The following is a 17,889-nucleotide window of genomic DNA, read 5'->3' on the forward strand; positions in this document are numbered from 1 at the left end:
TCTGCGGCACCACCGTCGCCAAGGCCGCCAAGTTCGCGCCCTCCGAGGACGAAGGCTTCACCGAGGACATCGCCCCGCAGATCGTCCGCCACTGACGGACCGGTGGTCTCCCGGTCCCGGTCCCGGCACCGCGGCCGGGACCGGGAGACCGCGCGCCTCGACGGGAGCCGTGTCAGGCCTGGGGCACCACGCCCTCGGCCGGTGACCGCGCGGGCTGCGGCGCCCGGTCGTCGGCCGCCTCCTCGGCACGGCTGAGCGCGGCGTTCCGGGTGTCGGGCATGAGGACGTAGGTGACGAGGGACACCAGCGCGCACGCCGACACGTACCAGAAGAAGACCGTTTCATGGCCGGCGTCCTTGAACCACAGGGCCACGTACTCCGCGGTGCCGCCGAACAGCGCGTTGGCGATCGCGTACGGCAGCGCCACACCGAGCGCCCGTACGCGGGTCGGGAACAGCTCCGCCTTCACGGCGGCGTTGATCGAGGTATAGCCGGTGACGATGACGAGCGCGAGCAGCGAGAGGCCCAGCGCGGGCCAGTAGGAGGAAGCCGCGCCGAGCGCCGTCATGATCGGGTACGTGCCGAGGGTGCAGCCGACGGCGAAGGTGATCAGCAGTGGCCGGCGGCCGATCCGGTCCGACAACGCCCCGGCCAGGGGCTGGAGCAGCGCGAAGACGAACAGTGCGGTGAAACTGACCAGCGCGGCGGTGTCCTTGGCCATGCCGGCGCTGCCGATCAGGTACTTGGTGAGGTACGTGGTGTACGTGTAGTACGCGACCGTGCCGCCCAGGGTGAGCGCCATGACCAGCAGCGCCTGGCGGCGATGCTGCCACAGCAGCGTGAGAGAGCCGCGCGCGTCGTCGGGGGAGCCGGCCTGCTCGGTGAAGGCGTCGGTCTCCTCCAGCCTGCGCCGGATCCAGAAGACCACGATCGCGAAGACCGCGCCGAGCGCGAAGGGAACCCGCCAGCCCCAGCCGTGCAACTGGTCTGCGGTCATGAGGTGCTGAAGGGAAATCAGAACCGCGAGCCCCAGCAGCTGGCCGGCCGTCATCGACACGTACTGGAAGGACGAGCCGAGACCGCGCCGATCGCGGGCCGACGCCTCGGTGAGGTAGGTCGCACTGGCGGCGTACTCGCCGCCGATGCTCATCCCCTGCAGCAGCCGGGCGAACAGCAGGATCAGCGCGCCGGTGTAACCGGCCTGCCCGTACGTCGGGGCGATCGCGATCAGCAGGGCGGCGACCGACATCATGGTGACGGTCAGCGTCAGCGCGCTCTTGCGGCCGTGCCGGTCGGCGGCACGGCCCAGTACCCAGCCGCCGACGGGCCTCATGAGGAAGCCGACGGCGATGATCCCGGCCGTGTTTATCAACTGCGTGGTCGGATTGTCGCCGGGGAAGAACGAGTCGGCGAAGTAGAGGGCGAAGCTGGAGTAGACGAACCAGTCGTACCACTCGACGAGATTGCCGAGCGAACCGCCCACGAGGGCGAGGCGGCGCTTGCCGCGCTCCCGCCCGGAGGGGGACGCGGGCACGGCGGAGGTCGGCGACATCGGCGGCTCCAGAGGAGTAGGCCCTGACGGGGGGCGGGGCGAAGTGCCCAGAGCATCCGGGCCCGCGCCACGCCCGGAAAAGGTCCGGCGCCGAGATCTAACGTCCCGCCAAGGATGCCGGTCACGGCGCGCACCCGGGGCCTCCGACCCGATCGGCCCTGCGCCCGCGGTCCCGTGCGGGTGTGCGGCCCGGCTTATGCTCCCGAGCCGAGTCGCCGGGCGCCCGCACCGATTCCAGGATGAGCCGAGGGATCCGAACCTCCACGCCGTGAGGCCGTGAGGCCGTGAGGCCGTGAGGCCGTGAGGCCGTGAGGCCGTGAGGCCGTGAGGCCGTGAGGCCGTGAGGCCGTGAGGCCGCCCACATGATCACGGATGCTCGCGGACGCCGTCGCACACTGGTCACGCTCTCCCTGGCCCTGGCGGCCGGGACAGTGCTGACCTCGGCCTGCGACAGCACGGTCGCCGGCCCGGGACGTACCCGGGAGGCGGCCACGGCACCGGCCGACCCGTCGGGCGTACCGGCCCCGGCGATGTCGTCGACGGCCCGCGTCCGCCTGACCGAGGTCCCGGACATGCCCCAGGCGAGCGCGCTGAAACCATGTGCCGGGCCTGACCGTCCGGACAGGTCGTACGGACTACCGGACGCCTAGCTCGAAGAGCGCCCCGAACGGCCGCGGCTCGGCGGTGGACGCGACCGCGTCGACGCCGCTCCGAGGAAGGGCGTTGCGGGCCGGCCAGGCCGTGACCGCCGGGTCCGGCGGTGTGCCGCCCGCGTCCCGGGAGGGTGCCGCCTCAGACCGGCGGCCCCTTGCGTGCCCGGCGTTCCAGCGTGCGCCGCAGACGTTCGGCCGCGACGGCCCGCAGCCCCTCCTCGCGGCGCTTGTTGTACCCGGGGGGCTCCACCGTGAACAGACACAGGCCGCAGACGTAGCCGCCTTCCGGCCCCTCGATCACGGGTTCCAGGCAACGCTCACAGTCCATCGTGCAGTCGTACCCCACGGGGACGCCTCCCGGCCGGCGGTTCCGGCGAGGTCGCGTTCCCGGCGGGCGCCTCCGCAGGGGAGCCTGCCCCCGTCCTCGCCGTTCGCCCCGCCACGTTCGCCATGTCAGAGCCTGACGCTGCGGTGGCTGCCGGGGACTCCGTCGCCGTCGACCCAGCCGAGGATCAGCCGGCGGAAGTCCGTGTGGCTGATCATGCGGGTGGTGGTGTCCGCGGACCCGCACTGGGCGCCGATCTCCCGGCCCTGGCCGCCGTCCTTGCCGTCGTCGGCGGCGAGGTAGAGGCAACCGGCTTCGTCCACCTCCTTGGTGACGAGGGCGTCCACATCCCAGCCGCGCCCCACCCGGTGGACGGTGATGACGGCGTGGCCGACGCGTCCCGACTCGTACACCGCGAGCCGCACGGTACGGCCACCGTCGCGATGCGGCGTCCACCCCTCCGCGGCGCGAACGGAGGGCGCCGCCACCACCAGCATCGCCGCGGACAGGACGGACACAGCGACACGACGGACACGCACGGGGGCCTCCACCAGGTCAGATCCACGGGCCGCCGCCCGGCGGCCGGCACCATCCAAACCCCGCGCACCCACCCGGACCGCGGCGCGGCACGGCGAGTCGACACTTGATCACTCCGCTGGCCGGAGCGCGACACCCCGGACGTACGACCGCCCGGTGCTCAGTGGTGGGCCGCGTCACCCGCCGTACGTGACAGCACCAGCACGGTCGCCCCGGCCACCGCGGCCACCACCCCGGCGGTGCGGAACCCCCGGGAGGAACGCCAGGACAACACGGACCACCGGGACGCGGCCGAGAGCACGGAACCGGTGCTCAACCATGAGCCGGCCGAGATCAACGACAGCGCGGACCCGATGGAGCCCGCGGACAGGGCGCTGCCGACCGAACCGATCGACAGCACCGAGCCGACGGAGCCGACGGAGAGCACGGACCCCACCGAGCCGATCGAGAGCACCGAGTCCTTCGACCACAGGGAGAGCGCCGAGCACGGTGCCGCGGAGGCAGTCTTCATGTCCCCATCCTGCCCGACCGGGCCCCGTCATGGGCTGCCTGACGTCCAGTCAGCGTGGTGAGCACGCGTGAGGCGGCGCGGACCGGGAAGGCGCGCAGTGAGGGCCGGCGCTTCGCACCGGACGGAGGCCTGTTCGGCGGCGGCCTCTTCGGGCTCCTCGCACGACGGGGGCCGCCCGGCCGTGGTCGCCGGGGCGGCGGGCCGCGGGGCCGTTCGACCGGACCGCGCCTTCCGCGCCGCAGACCGCGATCGACGGCGTCGAGGCCGACATCGCCGAACTCGCCGACATCGCCGAACTCGCCGAACTCGCCGAACTCGAGGAAAGGGCACACCGATGACGAGCGACAAGTCCCCCGCTACCGACCAACTGCGGCGGCGCGCCGAGGCGACCCGCGAGGAACTGGGCCGCACCGTCGCCGCGCTGACCGCGAGGAACGACGTCCAGGGCACCCTCATGCACCGGGCGGGCCGGGCCGGCGCCAAGGCGCACGAGGCGGCGTCCCGCATAGGGGATCTGGTCCGCACGAAGACCCCCGAACCCGTCCGTGGCAGGGCCGTGCGCGCGGCGCTGCGGACACGGCGTCAGGCCGCGCACGCCGGGCGGCTCGCCCGCGCGAAGGCCCCCGCGGCGCTGCGCGCGGGGGTTGGACGGACCGCAAGGACCGCCAGGGCGCACCGCGCGCCCCTGCTGGGCGCCGGAGCCGCGCTGGGGGTGTTCCTGTTCGTACGCCGCGCCACGAAGCGCGGGTGAAGCCGGCGAAGATCGTCTACAGGCCCGTGGGCATGGCCCTGGGGGCGGTCTCCGGCCTGATCGCCGACGCGCTGTTCAAGCGGGCGTGGAAGGCGCTCGGCCACGAGCAGGACGCTCCCGACGCAATGGACGAGGACCGCGCCTGGGCCGGGGTGCTCACCTCGGCGGCCTTGCAGGGCGCGATCTTCGCCCTCGCCAAGGCGGCGGTCGACCGCGCGGGCGCGACCGCCGCCAGGCGTCTCACCGGCGTCCGGCCGGGCTGAGTCTCACGCCTCGCGGGGGCTCCCCCGCAGCCGGCAGGAACTGCCGGCACTCTTCCGGCAGGCGTACGCCGATCCGCCCCTCCGGTTCGGCCGGTTCGCCGGCTGTCAGCGGCTCGTCCAGGCCCGGCACGCGTTCCCGCAGCCCCGCCCACACCTCGCTCGCGGCACTCACCGTACGGACCCTGTCCGCGGCCGCCGACTGTCAGTGGCGGGCCCTACTGTGGTGGATGTCCCAATCCGTGTGGCTTCTCGGACCCGGACCCAGGAGGGCCGGCCCTGTGGCGGGGCCGGCCTCCCGCATGTCGAAGGGCGCGCCGACCGTCGCGACCGGACGAACACCTCTCCCGGGGCCGCACGGCCGCGGGCGGTCTCCCGGCCCGAGCCGGTCGCGGTGGCGCCGGGCGCCCGCACCCCGGTGCCGGCGCGGGGCACGCGGGCCGCTCGCCGCCGCCCTTCCGGGGGCCGGGAACGCGTGATCCGGTGCGCCCGCAGGTGCCCGCCCGCCCACCTGCCCGGGGCGGTGACACGGCGGCCGCAGGCGCCTCCGCGACGCGCGCACGGACGCTCACGGCACACCGGGCGCCAACCGGCCCTCCAGCACATATCATGCCGATGTCACCCCTTTGCCCGGAAATGTTCATGAGGGTGTCCGGGTGTTGTTCACGTTTTCCGATCAGTCGACGCCGAGGTGGTGCGCGCACCGGCGAGCAACGAAAGCGCAGGAGGTACGGCATGTCGGACCGGTCTCCCGATCTGCGGGTGCACTCCGTGCCCGCGGGACCCGAACTCGCCGGGCCGGGCGAGCTCCATACCCGTCTGACCATCCTGCTGAGTCCGCTCGGCGCCGCGTGCACCCAGGCCGTCCTGATCGGGGAGCTCGACGCCGAAAGCGTGCCCGAACTGCGCCGTGCCCTGTTCACCGCGCTGGAGGCGGGGGACGGTCTCGACCTGGATCTGCGGGACATCACCAGTTGCGACCGAGCCGGCCTCGACGTCCTGATAGAGCTGCGGAACCGCGCCATGGCGGGACACCGGACGCTGACCGTGACCGCCGTCAGCGACACCGTCCTGCGGCTGCTGGATCTCACCGGGAACCGGGGCGCGCTCACCCCCTCCCGCCCGGCGGCCCATCGCCTCGGCGCGGACGTCCGGCGCCTGCACACGGCGGTGTGCCTGGCCCTGCTGGACGCCGGCCTGCCGCTCGGGCACCACGGCGGCGGCGAGGACGGCCCCGTCGTGGAGGCGGGGCCCCGGGGTGTGGTCGTGCGCTGGGACACTCTCCTCGGCCCCGGCGCGAAGGGGGCGCGGCCGACCGGGACCCAACCGGCGGCCGAGGCGGCACCGGCCGGGGCGCACCGCCGTCCGTTCCACAAGGCGGTGCTCGACGCGCTGGCCCTCGCCGGTTTCCGCGCGGTCGAGGACAGCACGGCCACCCGCGAGATCATCGTCACCGCCCTGCCGGAGCGGGCACGCCGCTGACGCGGGCGCCTCTCCCGTCTTCCGGGAAGTCGGTCAGTCGTCGTCGTGGACCACCAGGTTTGTCGGCGGCTGGTCCGGCATCGGTGAGGGGCTGCGGAGATCGCCTTGGACGAGCACGTCACGAACGGCACGGTGGACGGCGCGCACCGCTTCTCGGTCGTACTCCTGGAAGGTGGACGTGGCCTGCAGAAGGAGCGAGCCGTTCGGGAGGGACGACAGTGCCCAGAACGCGCCTGTGTCTGCCAAGGCTTGGCGGCCTCCCAGGTGTTCGGCGATTTCGGCGGGCATGACCATGAGCCAGGAATAGCCCCTGAGCAGGGTGCGCCATTGCGGGGCGTTGCTCACCGGGTCGCTTGGCCGGCCCCGCAGTCGGCTCTCCAGTTCGGTGGCCCCGCCGCTGCGGCGGTAGGAGACATGGCCGAACACCGCGTCGTACCGGTCACAGGCCCAGCTGACGACATCGAGTAGACGCTCGTGTTCGGCGGCCGTCGTCTCCGGAGCCACCAGGGCCGCGGTGTCCAGGTGGAGTCCGAGCTTCACCTGGTCCGGCACGTCCTCCTCGAAGACGACCGTGAAGGAGATGTCAGAATTCCCGACTTCTCCGTCCTCGGAGAAACGGCCGATGTTCACGCCCGCTGATTCGGGCTGCTCGGCAAGGTGCCGGTCCAGCCAGGGAAGCGCAGCGGCTGTGTAAGGGTTGTACAGGACGCCGAAAGTCCCCTGGGGAGAGACATGGACGTATCCCCAGAGGCCTTTTTGGTTCTTCCCGGGAATACTCTGGATGACCCGCGAGAATCCCTTCGCGGAGACCTTGGCGTTCTCCGGCAGTGCGTCAATAGTTTCTGGCCGGCCGTATTCCCGGACACCGTCGGTGAGCCAGCCGAGGGCCGCGTTCCGAAGTTGCTCAGGGTCTTCCGCGTGGACCGTCAGTTCCACGAAAAGACCGTGACTGACGTCGGAACCGACCGAGTGGAGTGCGCCCAATGTGAACCGTCCAAGGATCTGACTGGCTTTTGGGCGCACTCTACCCGTCCGCGCTAACCCAGCCCAAAGGGGCTGGTGAACATCTTCCCGATCACGTAGATGGCCATTGACGTGGCGGCTCCCAGCGCGATGTCTCGCTGCTGCTCCGGGGTGGGCTGCCAGACCTGGACCTTCTCCAGGACCGGCACCGTTTCACGCTCGTACCCGTCGGGCCCCTTGCCGCGCTTTGGCATGTTGCGCGTCCACCAGCCGATCACGCCCTTGTATTCCTTGCCCGTGCGGGTGGATCCCTTGCGTTGCTGGGTGGATTCGGCGACCAGCTGCTTCTTCGGGTCCAGCGGGTCCAGGGTCGTGATCTGGGGGAGGTTGTTGCCCCGCTCGACGGTCCGGAAGGTGCCTTCCTTCCGCTCGATCTTCTGCAGCCCCTTGATGTAGCGGTCCAGGGTCTTGGGACCGTCCAGTTCCGCGGTCTTCGCCGACTTCATCTCCCATACGAAGATGTAGTCCGGGAAGATCACAACGATGTCGGCGAAGCCGCCGGTTCCCTTCTTGCGCCCTGCTCCGGGGATGTAGTACTCGGTCTTCACCTGCACGTCCGGGTTGCTCCGCCAGAGGAATCTGAGATAGACGGCCACCGCCGCGACCGCGGCATTGTGGCGGATCCGGTCCGCGGCCATCTCCTTGCCGTCGCGGCCCTTGCGGGTGTCTCCGGAGCCGTTGCCGCTGCTGGTGCTTGTGCTGGTGGTACCGCTGCCGCCGCCCTCGTAATAGAGCATGAGGCCGGTCGGGTCGCTCTTGCTGATCGGGCTGTTGTTGCTGTACGCGTACCCGTTCATCTGCAGCGGGTCCGCGATGTCGACGACCGGGTCGGCCGACAGGAAGCGTCCGGACGCCTGGTCGTACTCGCGCGCGCCGATGTGGGTCAGGCCGGTGGCCGCGTCGTCGATGCCGACGCCGAGGTAACCGCGGCGGTTGGGCCAGGTCGACGGCTTGGGGCCGCGGACCTCGCCGTACGGCTTGAAGGCGCGGCGGGTGACCGTCTGGCCGCTCGCCAGGTCGACGGTCGTACTCGCCGTGCCGAGGTGGTCGGCGAGCAGGGCGTTGAGCTTGTGCCCGGTGGTCGCGCCGTTGGTGGTGGTGCGGACCACCGTGGGGGCGCCGGCGTGGACGTAGGCACGTGCGGCGCGGGTGATGGTGCCCGAGGAGTTCGTGGTCAGCTCGGTCTCGCCCAGGTAGAGGGTCGAGCCCGACGGGGAGTTCTCCAGGACGCGGTTACCGTCGGCGTCGTAGACGTATGTCGTCTTGATGCCGTCGTCGGTGATCGTGTCGAGCTTGTTCTCGGCCGTCCAGTCCAGGTCCTGGGTGGTGTTGGCCAGGTCACGGACCTCGGTGTTGCCCGCCGCGTCGTAGGAGTAGCTGCTGCCCTTGCCGGACGGAGTGGAGCTGATCCACTTCACGGTGTGGGGCTGCGTGCTCCCGTAGCCGTACGAGTAGCCGACGTTCTTCGTCGCGTCCGCCGGGTCGTGCTCCGTCATCGCGGCCCGGTTGCCCAGCCAGTCGAAGGTGAATGACTGGCGGTAGGCGGTGGCGCCGGTGGAGACCGTGGCCGTGGCGGGAGCGGCGGCCGCCAGGGTGCTGCCGAGGGAGGCGTCGGGGCTGGATGTGTCGGTCGCCGCGTCCGGGGCGTCGGCAACCGGGCCGGACGAGGTCTCGTAGTCGGTGCGCGGGCCCCAGGTGGTGCCGTTCGACGCCTTGCAGCCGGTGCCGTTGCCGGTGGGGGCCACGTTGGAGGTCCAGGCGTTGAGCAGTTCGCCCATGACGTCGTACGTGAAGCACTGGGTGTCCCACGTCTCGCCGGTGGCCTCCGCCAGTTTGCGGGCGTGGGAGGTGATGATGCCGGAGGCGTCGTACGCGTAGTAGCTGTCGCTAATGCGGTGGGGGCCCGAGGTCTCGCGGTCCGCGACCGTGCGCTGGAGCTTGCCGGTGCGCGGGTCGACGAAGTTGGTCGTCCACACCCGGTACGGCTGGGAGCCGGAGACCGTGCGCAGGGTCTCGCCGAACGGCGAGTACGTGACGTCGGAGGTGTACCAGGCGAGACCGGAGGTGGACTCGGCCAGGCCGTCGCCGTTGTAGCGGGTGACGACCTTCTCCTTCGCCAGCCCGCCCGCGGCGGGCATGGTGACGGACTCGGGCCGTCCGGTGACCTTGGTGTAGGTGTAGGTGTAGGCGTAGGTCCCGGCGACGCCCGTCGTCATCGCGTTGGCGGGGATGACCGTCTCGCGGCCCGTGGGCCGGTAGCCGGCGTCGTAGCCGGTGACGCGGTTGACGTAGTCGCCGTTCGCGGTGTGCCGGATCGAGGCGACCGGCCGGCCGAGCCCGCCGGGCAGCGAGTCGTAGGTGTACTCCTTGGTCGGGGTGGCGGTCGCGGAGCCCTCGCGGATCTTGGTGATCCGGCCCAGGTCGTCGTACTCCGTGTACGTGGTCAGCGACCGGGAGCTGGTCACCTTGTTGGGCCGGTCGGCGTCGTCGTACCAGGTGTCCGTCTTGCCGGTGTCCGGGTCCGTGGCGGAGGTCACCCGGCCGCGGGCGTCGTATGTGTACGACCAGAGGTTGCCGGCCGGGTCGGTGACCTTGCCGAGGTTGCCGCGGGAGTCGTACTCGTAGCCGGTCGTGCGCCCGGTGGTGCTTGCCGAGCCGTCCTGGCTGTAGTGCTGCACCGAGGTCACCCGGCCGAGGGCGTCGGTCTCGGTCCGGGTCCTCGGGGTGGTCGAACCGGCCGGGTCCACATAGGTGCTGGTGTCGCTGTAGCTGGTGTACGTCGCGTACCTGAAGTCGCCGTCCAGGTAGGTCGAGAGGCGGACCTGCCTTTCCATGCCGTCGTAGCGGCTCTTGGTCCAGCTGGGAACCTGGGCCTTGGACCGGGGGACGAACAGCTCGGCGGCCGGCTCGCCCTTGGCGAGGTACTTGCCGGTCTGCTCGTCGACGAGGCCGTGGTCGTTGTACGTGGTGTCGTTGACGACGCGGCCGGGTCCGTGGGCATCGGTCTGGACCTGCACCTCGCGCATCAGGCCGTCGTAGACGGTGACCTTGCTGCTGTAGGTGCCGTCGTCCTTGAGCGTCTTGACGGTGACGGTGGCGGGGCGGGTCTGGACGCTGGTGGCGATCGCGCTCTGATAGGCGATCACCACGTCGGGGTCCGTCGCGCCCGATCGGGGCGCCGTCCAGCCCTTCACCAGTCGGCCGAGGGCGTCGTATTCGGTGCGTGACGTACGTCCGTTGGCGTCGGAGACCGTCAGCGGGAGGCTGCGTCCGGGGTCGAAGGTGGTCGTGGTGGCGTGGCCCTTGGCGTTGACCAGCTTGCTCGCGGTGAGCGGGCCGCCGTCTGCCGGGGTGTACTGGATCTCGCTGGTGCCCTGGCCCGGCTTGGTGACGGTCCGCACGCGACCCAGGTCGTCGTAGGTGGTGTCGGTGACGATCGAGTAGGACGATCCGGCGCCGTTGGTCTCGGCCAGCGAGGTGATCCGGCCCTTGGTCGGGGTCGCGCCGTAGGTCAGGTCGTCGTAGGTGGTGCGGGTCGCCGTCTTCAGCTGGGTGGCGGGGTCTGCGGTGTCGTAGGCCGCGCAGGAGGTGCCGGTGGTCCGGTCCTCCTTGGGCAGCCCGATCAGCCAGGTCGAAGTGTTGTGTACGTACGTGGTCTTGGTGCAGGTCCGGTCGGAGAGGGTCTCGCCGGAGCCGTTCAGCTTGACCACGTTCGTCTCGACCTGGATGGGCAGACCGTAGGTGTCGTCGACCTGGGTGAGGGTGCGGACGGCCCGCCAGCCGGTGTCGACGCGCTGGATCTCGTCGGTGCGCTCGATGCCGCTGCGATGCGCGAGCAGCGGCTCCATGTCCGCGCCGCTCTCCGCTTCCCGGGCGCGGGACGCGGTCTGCTTGGACCAGGGGAAGGTCAGCGTCCGCTTCTGCCAGCGCTTGTCGGAGTTGAGGTAGACGATGCTCTCCGCCGTCATGCCCGCGTACTGGGGGGCGTCGTCCGCGAGGAGCGTGTACGCGCCCGTGGAGTCCTTGATCTCACCGCCGACGCCCTGGAAGTAGCGCGTCTCCACATACGACTGGGACTGCGGGTCTCCCTGCTGGGAAGTGCTCTTGCTGCCCTTGGTGACGGCCACCTGGCGGTAGCCGCGCCAGTCGCTGTAGGTGCGCAGGGAGGGGCGGGTGAACTCGTCGTCGCTCTTGGACCAGGCGGGGCCGGTGTAGGAGTACTTGGTGACGACGGGTTTGCCGCGTGAGGTGACCTTGTCGGTCTCGGTCACGGAGTGGACGACGTACTTGTTGAACCAGGACTTGGCGGGTGTCTTCTCGTCGCCGTCGGGAGACCAGCGGACGGGGTAGCAGGTGCCGTTGCTCTTGCCCTTGTCCTCGGACGGTTCGCTCGCGCAGCCGCCGGTGTACTCGACCTCGATGTCGCCGCCGAACTCGGTGGCGACGGTGCCGATGCGGGGCCGGGTGAACGCGGGACGCTGGTCGTTCGGTCCGGCGAGGACGAGGTTCGGGAGCTGGCGGTCCTGCAGCCGGGTGCGCAGCGGCGAGGTGGAGCCGACGGAGTACTCGGCGAAGCTGACGCCGTCCTTGTGCTGGAGGGTGCCGGTGGAGTCGCCCGGGGCGTAGCCTCGGCGGGTGATCGAGTTCAGCCACAGGCCCGGGGCGGTGTCGTACCAGTCCTCGGGGAACGACTGGTGGAGCTCGTAGGTGTCCACCTTGCCCAGGCCGGTCTGACCGGCGCGGGCGCCCTTGGTCGTCACCGTGTCCAGGCGCATCTGTGTCCAGAAGGACGGGAAGGCGGGACACAGCTTGGACGTGGACTTGCAGTTGAGGTTGCCGGGGGTGTCCCACCAGGGGCGGTAGGCGCCGGGGTCGTCGGTCTTGGCGAAGTTGGCCGCGTCGCAGGCCGTATCGGACTTCAGACAGCGCTGCTTGACACCGAACTCAACGGCCGCGGACGGCTTCGTCAGGTCGGATCGCATGCCGTACTCGATGGTGGCCGGGTAGGCGTATCGGTCGTACTGCTCGGGTGACTTGAACTTCTTCTTGACGGCGTAGTAGTTCGTCTCCTGCTTCCAGTTGACGACCAGGGTGTTGCCGTGCACGTCGACGATCTTGTCCAGGCCCCAGCGCCAGGCCTGCTTCTTGCCCGCGCCGCAGCGGGAGTCCGCGAACGCGGTGGCGTGGCAGGGTTCGCCGGGGTGGTTGCCGAAGACAGGGACGGTGGAGACGGAGTTGGTGTCGGCGTGGCCGCCGCCGACCTGGTTGAGGCCGAAGTAGTGCTTGGTGCCGTCGGTGGTGGTGAGGATCCAGTACTCGCCGTTGTTGTCGCCGTTGCTGCCGCCGGTCTTGCGCTCGACGCGGGTGCCGTCGTCCTGCTGGGGGCGGTAGATCTCGGTGTCGGTCTCGGGGTTGCTGCCGGAGGGCGCGTCCCGCACCAGCTCCGTGGTCTTGCCCGCCAGGGACATCACCGCGTTGTACGACACCCAGCACAGATCGGAGGTCTTGTCCTTCTTGGCCGTGTTGTTGGGGGCGCCGGAGTTGAGCGTCTTGCGGTCGTCCTGGCAGGAGCGGTAGCGACGCTCGATGTGGCCGGCGTCGTAGTCCCAGCCCTCGCCGACCCAGGAGGCCTGGGGGGAGGAGACCGCGGTACGGCCGTCCACCGTCTGGGAGTTGTAGGCGAAGGCGATACCCGGGGCCGGGCCGGCCGGGGCAGCCGGGATGGTCAGCGGGTACGACCAGGTGAAGGCACCTGACGAGCCGCCCGCTTCCCACTTGCCGTCGGAGACCAGGGGCGTGGCCTTGAAACTGCCGCCGGACCCGCCGCCGGAGTCGACCGCACCGACCACGGCGGCGTCGCCGGTCGCGGCGACCGGGGTGGCCGACGTGCTCGACGTGCGATAACCGGCCTGAACGACGGTAGGACCGGCAGGGGCCGTCGACCCGTTGGCCGAGGCCTGGGAGGTCGTCCCGTCCGCCGCGGTGTCCACCGTCGCCGTGATCGACTGGGTCTTGGTGTCGTTGGTCGTCTCCAGTTCCTCGTACTCCTGGCACGCCTCCACATCGGGCGTGGTCAGGTAGCACTCGGGGAACTGGACGAAGCGCAGCCGGGAGGCCCAGTCGGCGCCATAGAGGTTCTTGAACTTGGCGTAGTCGAGTTTGACCGAGACCGGCACCGACCCGGTCGCGGGTGCCTGCACCTTGACGACGGCGCCGTCGACGCCCTGGGAGACGGCGGAGGTGCGGTCGTAGACCTGGACGCTCCAGGTACCGGTCGGGGCCGCCGCGTCGGGGGCCTGGCCGAGACTGACGGGGAGATCTCCGACGGGGGTGAGTTCCACCTGCCTTGCGGCCGTACTGGCCTGGGCCGCGCCCGCTGCCGAGCCGAAGGTGACCGAGTCGGCGGCGGGGGCGGGTGGCGTGGCAGTGCCGGCCGGCGCCTGCTCCAGGTCCTCGGGGACCTCGACCTTCAGGGTCTCCAGGTCCCGCTCGAAGACCTCGCCGGTGACCGCCTCGTCCTGGCCGAGCGCCTCCAACTCGAGGGTCTCGCGGCCCTTCTCGGCGACCGACGGATCGGGCGGCAGCGCCAGGGCCTGGCTTGGCAGCAGCCCAACAACCAGTGCCACGCCGACGGCCGGCACAGCGGCCCTGCGCAGGCGGCGCACGCTACTGCGGCGGACACGGGCAAGACGACCGAACACGGCGAGGGCCCCCCGGACCACTTGAGGCGGGGCCAGGAACGGACCACGCTTGATGAAACGTCAGATGACGTGAGATGGCGGTAAGTCTGTGGTGGCGCTGTGAAGTTCCGCTACATCAACTGTGTGGATGTGACAATCTTCACGACCCATGAGTGGAGACATCGATCAGCGCGACCCAAGGGTGAGGAAATCGCGGGTAAAGGAAAGGCCGGATCAGGCACGGCCAATCGGGCAATTCGATGACTTTCCGCTCAAGCGGTCCTCGAATGGACCGAGTCGGGAGTTGATTGGTGACATTTGCCCGTCAAAGAGATGACGGGCAGGAACGTTGGCGGCGCATCATCCCCGCCCCGCCGCCGGCCGGCCTGGCTGAACCGCTCGGTTCCCCGCCCCGGCTGCACAGCGTGACGGCAGCCCGCTGATAGGTCATCATCGGCACCCCGGCCGTGCCTTCATCCGTGCCGGTTCCAAGGGGGAAGGGGAACTCGCCCGATGACGCGCAAGGTGCGCAACCGGCTCGGTGCGCCCGGAAAACGGACCACCGCCGCCGTACTGACCACGGCTCTCGCCGCCACCGGCATCACCTTCATCGGCCTCGGCCTCAACGACTCCGATTCGGGCAACGCCCCCAGGAGCAACCGGAACGCCAGGCCGGTCACCGAGGCAGCCGCATTGACGAAGGCCACCAAGACCGGGAAGGCCATCGAGGTCACCGCATCGCGCACCGCCCGGTCGACCACCTGGGCGCGGCCCGACGGGTTCCTGGCCAAGAAGCTGTACTCCTCCCCGGTCCACGCCAAGGTGGACGGCGAGTGGAAGCCCGTCGACTACGACCTGCGGCGCACCGAGGCGGGCTGGGAGCCGAAGGCCACGAACGCCCGCATGGTGTTCTCGGCAGGTTCCAAGGCCGACAGCAGGGGCACCACCTCCCGCGACTCCCAGCAGTCCCACGACGATGCCCGCGCCTCGCGCTCCGGCAGCCACCGGGTGTCCCTGGTCAACCGGATCTCCCTGGTCAAGAGCGTCCGCACCACTGGTGCGACCGACACCGCGAGCCCCCTGGTTACCCTCACCGTCGACGGCCACAGCATCCAGCTGACCTGGCCGGGCCCGGTCCCCGCCCCGGTCATCGACGGCTCGCGCGCGCTGTATCCCGAGATCTTCCCGGGTGCCGATCTCGTGCTGACCGCCGACGACGAGGGCTTCGCCCAGGTACTCGTGCTCAAGAACCGCGCGGCCGCGGCCGACCCCCGGGCCCGGCAACTGTCGTACGGCATCACCTCCGCCGACCTCACCTTCCGGCTCGACCCGGTCACCAGCGCATTGAGCGCGGAGAACGCCTACGGCGACGAGGTCGCGGTGTCACCGACCCCGCTGATGTGGGACAGTGCCGGCTCGCCGGCCGTCACCGACGGCGGCGTCGGCGCCACCGCGCAGCCGACCTCCGAGGAGAGCCCGCAGCCCAGCACACCGGCCACCGAGGAGCCGAGCGGCAGCGCGAGTCCGACCGAGGAACCGATCGAGACCGACGAACAGGGCGACACCGCCCCCGAGACACTCCCGCCGGCCACCGACGGCCCCGAACCCACGGCCTCGGAGTCCCCGCTGCCGACGGCCCCGGCCGAGCCGACGCCCGCGCCCTCGCAGACCGGTTCCGCGGCCACGCTCAGCCTGCCCGGGCTCGACGGGCCCTCGCCGGACTCGCATGGTGAGCTCGTCGAGGCCGATCTGTCCGGCGCGAACTGGTTGCTCACCCCCGTCCCGGACTTCCTCACCGACCCGGCGACCACGTACCCGGTGTTCATCGACCCGTCGGTGAAGAAGCACACCCAGAACTGGACCACCGCGTACAGCCGCCACCCCAACGCCACGTTCTACAACGGCAAGGGCTTCAACAAGGGCGGCACCCACGAGGCCCGTGTCGGCTTCGAGTCGGACACCTGGGGCACCTCGCGCTCGTACTTCAACATCGCCTTCGACAAGGACCTCAAGGGCACGAAGATCACAAGCGCGAAGCTGCGCATGCTCGAGACCTACGCCTGGTCCTGCAGCTCCCGTTCGATGAGCGTGCACCTCACCGGCGCGGTCAACGGACACACCAACTGGAAGAACGCGCCCAAGCTGTCCGACGGCAACAAGCTCGCGTCCAAGAGCTTCGCCCACGGCTACAAGTCCGGTTGCCGCGACGCGTACGAGACCTTCGACGTGCGCAAGGCCGCCCAGAAGAGGGCCGACGAAGGCAGGGACTCGATCACCTTCGGCATGCGGGCCGCCGACGAGAACTCGCAGTACGCCTGGAAGAAGTTCCAGGCCAACGGCGACAACGCCCCGGTCCTGGAACTCGTCTACAACCGCAAGCCGACCATCGACTCCAAATCGCTCGACCTCGGCCCCGACGCCAAGTGCACCACCACCGAACCGTACGTCCGCATGGGCTCCGGGAGCCTGACGTTCACCGCACGCGGCTCCGACAAGGACAGCAACCTCGACTACCTCGACTTCGACCTGTGGGCGACCGGCAAGTGGGACACCACCGGTGACCTGCTCGGCTCCACCGGCAAGGTCTCCGTCGGCGGCGACAAGGACACGGCGCTGCGCACCACCAGCGCCTTCTCCACCAGCAAGCTCACCAACGGCACCCTGTACTCCTGGCGGGTACGGGCCGTGGACGACGCCAACGCCAGCTCCTCGTACACACCCGCCACGACGCCGTGCCGCTTCGTCCTGGACACCACCGCACCCAAACCGCCGAAGGTCAGCTCCACCGACTTCCCGAACGCCGACGGCACCGAGAACGGCTTCGGCAACGACGCCGAGGACGCCAACTGGTCCACGAAGAAGTTCGGAACGGCCGGCTCCTTCACCGTCCGCGCACTCAACACCGACGTCGTCCGCTACGAGTACGGCTTCAACTCGGCGAACTACCCGTTCTCCCTGAACCGCACCTCCGGGACGGCCACAAGCGTCAGCGCCACCCTCGCGAACGCCAAACCGCCGACGGCCGGACCCAATGTGCTGTACGTGCGCACCGTCGACGGCGCGGGCAACCCCTCACAGCCGACCAAGTACTTCTTCTACGTCACCCCACGCGACCAGGCCGACTCCCCCGGCGACTTCACCGGCGACAAACTCCCCGACCTGATGGTCGTCTCCGACGCTGGCAACCTGGTCATGTATCCCTCCCAGGCCCTCAACGACCTGACCAAGGGCAGCGGCGACCTGGACTACTCCATGTCCGGCGCCTACCGGGCCAACCCCGACAAGGACCCCAACGGCGACGACCTGCCACCGTTCGTCTCCGCCCCCTCCGGTCACTTCAAGGGCGCGCTGATCACCCACAACGGCGACATCTACGGCGGCGACGGCCTGCAGGACCTGGTCGTACGCCTGGGCGACAAGCTGTGGGTGTACCCCGGCGACGGCTATGGCGCGGTCAACATCGACCGCCGCGTGGAGATCCTCCTCCCGGCCAACGCGCCGAGCCCCGCATCCCTCACCCAGATCGTCTCCGCAGGCGACGCCACCGGCGACGGCCGCACGGACTTCTTCGCCACCATGGGCGACGAACTGTGGGCCTTCACCGGCTACCACGGCGCCACCATCGACCAGGCGATCCGCCTGTCATCCTCACCCTGGACCGAACGGGACATCGTCACCGTGGCCGACATCAACGGCGACGGCGTGACGGACATGGTGTACCGCACCGACGTCTCCGGCCGGCTCCTGTACCGCAAGGGCAAGGCGAGCGGCACCGGTACCGACCTCAACTCCCTGGCCAGCGCCGCCAACTCCGCGGACGGCGTGGACAACGTCTACGGCGCATCGGGCTGGGGCAGCGACAACATCTATCTGCTCATCGGCACCCCGGACGCCAACGGCGACTCCATCCCCGATATCTGGACCGTCCACACCAACGGCACCGTGCGCTTCTACGCCGGCAGCCGCACGGCCCTCTCCGGCTCGGGCACGGAGATCATCGGCACGGCAAGCTACTGGAAGAACCGGATCGCCATCGGCTGAGCGAGGAGCACGAGCGACGAGGGGCCGACCGCCGACACGTGGCGGTCGGTTCCTCGCGGCGTGTGACCTCGCGC

The 17,889-nt window shown here is 70.3% G+C and carries 12 protein-coding genes; 5 read left to right on the top strand and 7 right to left on the bottom strand.

What is annotated here, in order from left to right; translation table 11 throughout:
• Positions 1-172: 172 nt before the first annotated feature.
• Positions 173-1,552, bottom strand: coding sequence for an MFS transporter (locus AB0F62_RS32860; RefSeq protein ID WP_361807753.1), 1,380 nt, complete (start codon positions 1,550-1,552; stop codon positions 173-175).
• 362 nt (positions 1,553-1,914) lie between these two features.
• Here AB0F62_RS32860 and AB0F62_RS32865 point away from each other — a divergent pair, with 362 nt between their 5' ends.
• The gene (locus AB0F62_RS32865; protein ID WP_361807756.1) at positions 1,915-2,202 is read left to right on the top strand and encodes a hypothetical protein; all 288 of its coding nucleotides are present in this window, start codon (positions 1,915-1,917) and stop codon (positions 2,200-2,202) included.
• 142 nt (positions 2,203-2,344) lie between these two features.
• On the opposite strand, the gene AB0F62_RS32870 is transcribed toward AB0F62_RS32865, so the two are convergent.
• From AB0F62_RS32870 to AB0F62_RS32880, 3 genes are all read right to left on the bottom strand, one after another.
• On the bottom strand, positions 2,345-2,533 hold the full coding sequence (locus AB0F62_RS32870) for a hypothetical protein (RefSeq protein ID WP_361807759.1): 189 nt from the start codon (positions 2,531-2,533) through the stop codon (positions 2,345-2,347).
• A gap of 125 nt (positions 2,534-2,658) precedes the next feature.
• The gene (locus AB0F62_RS32875) at positions 2,659-3,069 is read right to left on the bottom strand and encodes a hypothetical protein (RefSeq protein WP_361807762.1); all 411 of its coding nucleotides are present in this window, start codon (positions 3,067-3,069) and stop codon (positions 2,659-2,661) included.
• A 158-nt stretch (positions 3,070-3,227) separates the two neighbouring features.
• Complete coding sequence (locus AB0F62_RS32880; protein ID WP_361807765.1) at positions 3,228-3,578, bottom strand: hypothetical protein; 351 nt, start codon at positions 3,576-3,578, stop codon at positions 3,228-3,230.
• A 334-nt stretch (positions 3,579-3,912) separates the two neighbouring features.
• Between AB0F62_RS32880 and AB0F62_RS32885 the strand changes: the two genes are divergently transcribed.
• Positions 3,913-4,329, top strand: a complete 417-nt coding sequence (locus tag AB0F62_RS32885) for a DUF3618 domain-containing protein (RefSeq protein ID WP_361807768.1) — start codon at positions 3,913-3,915, stop codon at positions 4,327-4,329.
• The gene (locus AB0F62_RS32890) at positions 4,326-4,592 is read left to right on the top strand and encodes a DUF4235 domain-containing protein (RefSeq protein WP_361807771.1); all 267 of its coding nucleotides are present in this window, start codon (positions 4,326-4,328) and stop codon (positions 4,590-4,592) included. The genes AB0F62_RS32885 and AB0F62_RS32890 overlap by 4 nt, the downstream gene beginning before the upstream one ends.
• On the opposite strand, the gene AB0F62_RS32895 is transcribed toward AB0F62_RS32890, so the two are convergent.
• Positions 4,570-4,764 (bottom strand): hypothetical protein, encoded by a 195-nt coding sequence (locus AB0F62_RS32895; protein WP_361807774.1) that lies wholly within the window; start codon positions 4,762-4,764, stop codon positions 4,570-4,572. The genes AB0F62_RS32890 and AB0F62_RS32895 overlap by 23 nt on opposite strands.
• Positions 4,765-5,324: 560 nt before the next feature.
• Here AB0F62_RS32895 and AB0F62_RS32900 point away from each other — a divergent pair.
• Positions 5,325-6,071 carry an STAS domain-containing protein gene (locus AB0F62_RS32900; protein ID WP_361807777.1) on the top strand — a complete coding sequence of 249 codons (747 nt, stop codon included), beginning with the start codon at positions 5,325-5,327 and terminating at the stop codon, positions 6,069-6,071.
• 33 nt (positions 6,072-6,104) lie between these two features.
• Here the strand turns inward: AB0F62_RS32900 and AB0F62_RS32905 are convergent, their stop codons facing one another.
• A complete protein-coding gene (locus AB0F62_RS32905; RefSeq protein ID WP_361807780.1) occupies positions 6,105-7,007 on the bottom strand; it encodes a hypothetical protein in 903 nt (300 codons plus the stop codon).
• A gap of 101 nt (positions 7,008-7,108) precedes the next feature.
• Positions 7,109-13,735 (bottom strand): RHS repeat-associated core domain-containing protein, encoded by a 6,627-nt coding sequence (locus AB0F62_RS32910; protein WP_361807816.1) that lies wholly within the window; start codon positions 13,733-13,735, stop codon positions 7,109-7,111.
• A gap of 552 nt (positions 13,736-14,287) precedes the next feature.
• Between AB0F62_RS32910 and AB0F62_RS32915 the strand changes: the two genes are divergently transcribed.
• The gene (locus AB0F62_RS32915) at positions 14,288-17,815 is read left to right on the top strand and encodes a DNRLRE domain-containing protein (RefSeq protein WP_361807783.1); all 3,528 of its coding nucleotides are present in this window, start codon (positions 14,288-14,290) and stop codon (positions 17,813-17,815) included.
• Positions 17,816-17,889 lie beyond the last annotated feature (74 nt).

Source organism: Streptomyces sp. NPDC026673 (genome assembly GCF_040638135.1).
In the GTDB taxonomy this organism is placed as follows: Bacteria; Actinomycetota; Actinomycetes; order Streptomycetales; family Streptomycetaceae; genus Actinacidiphila.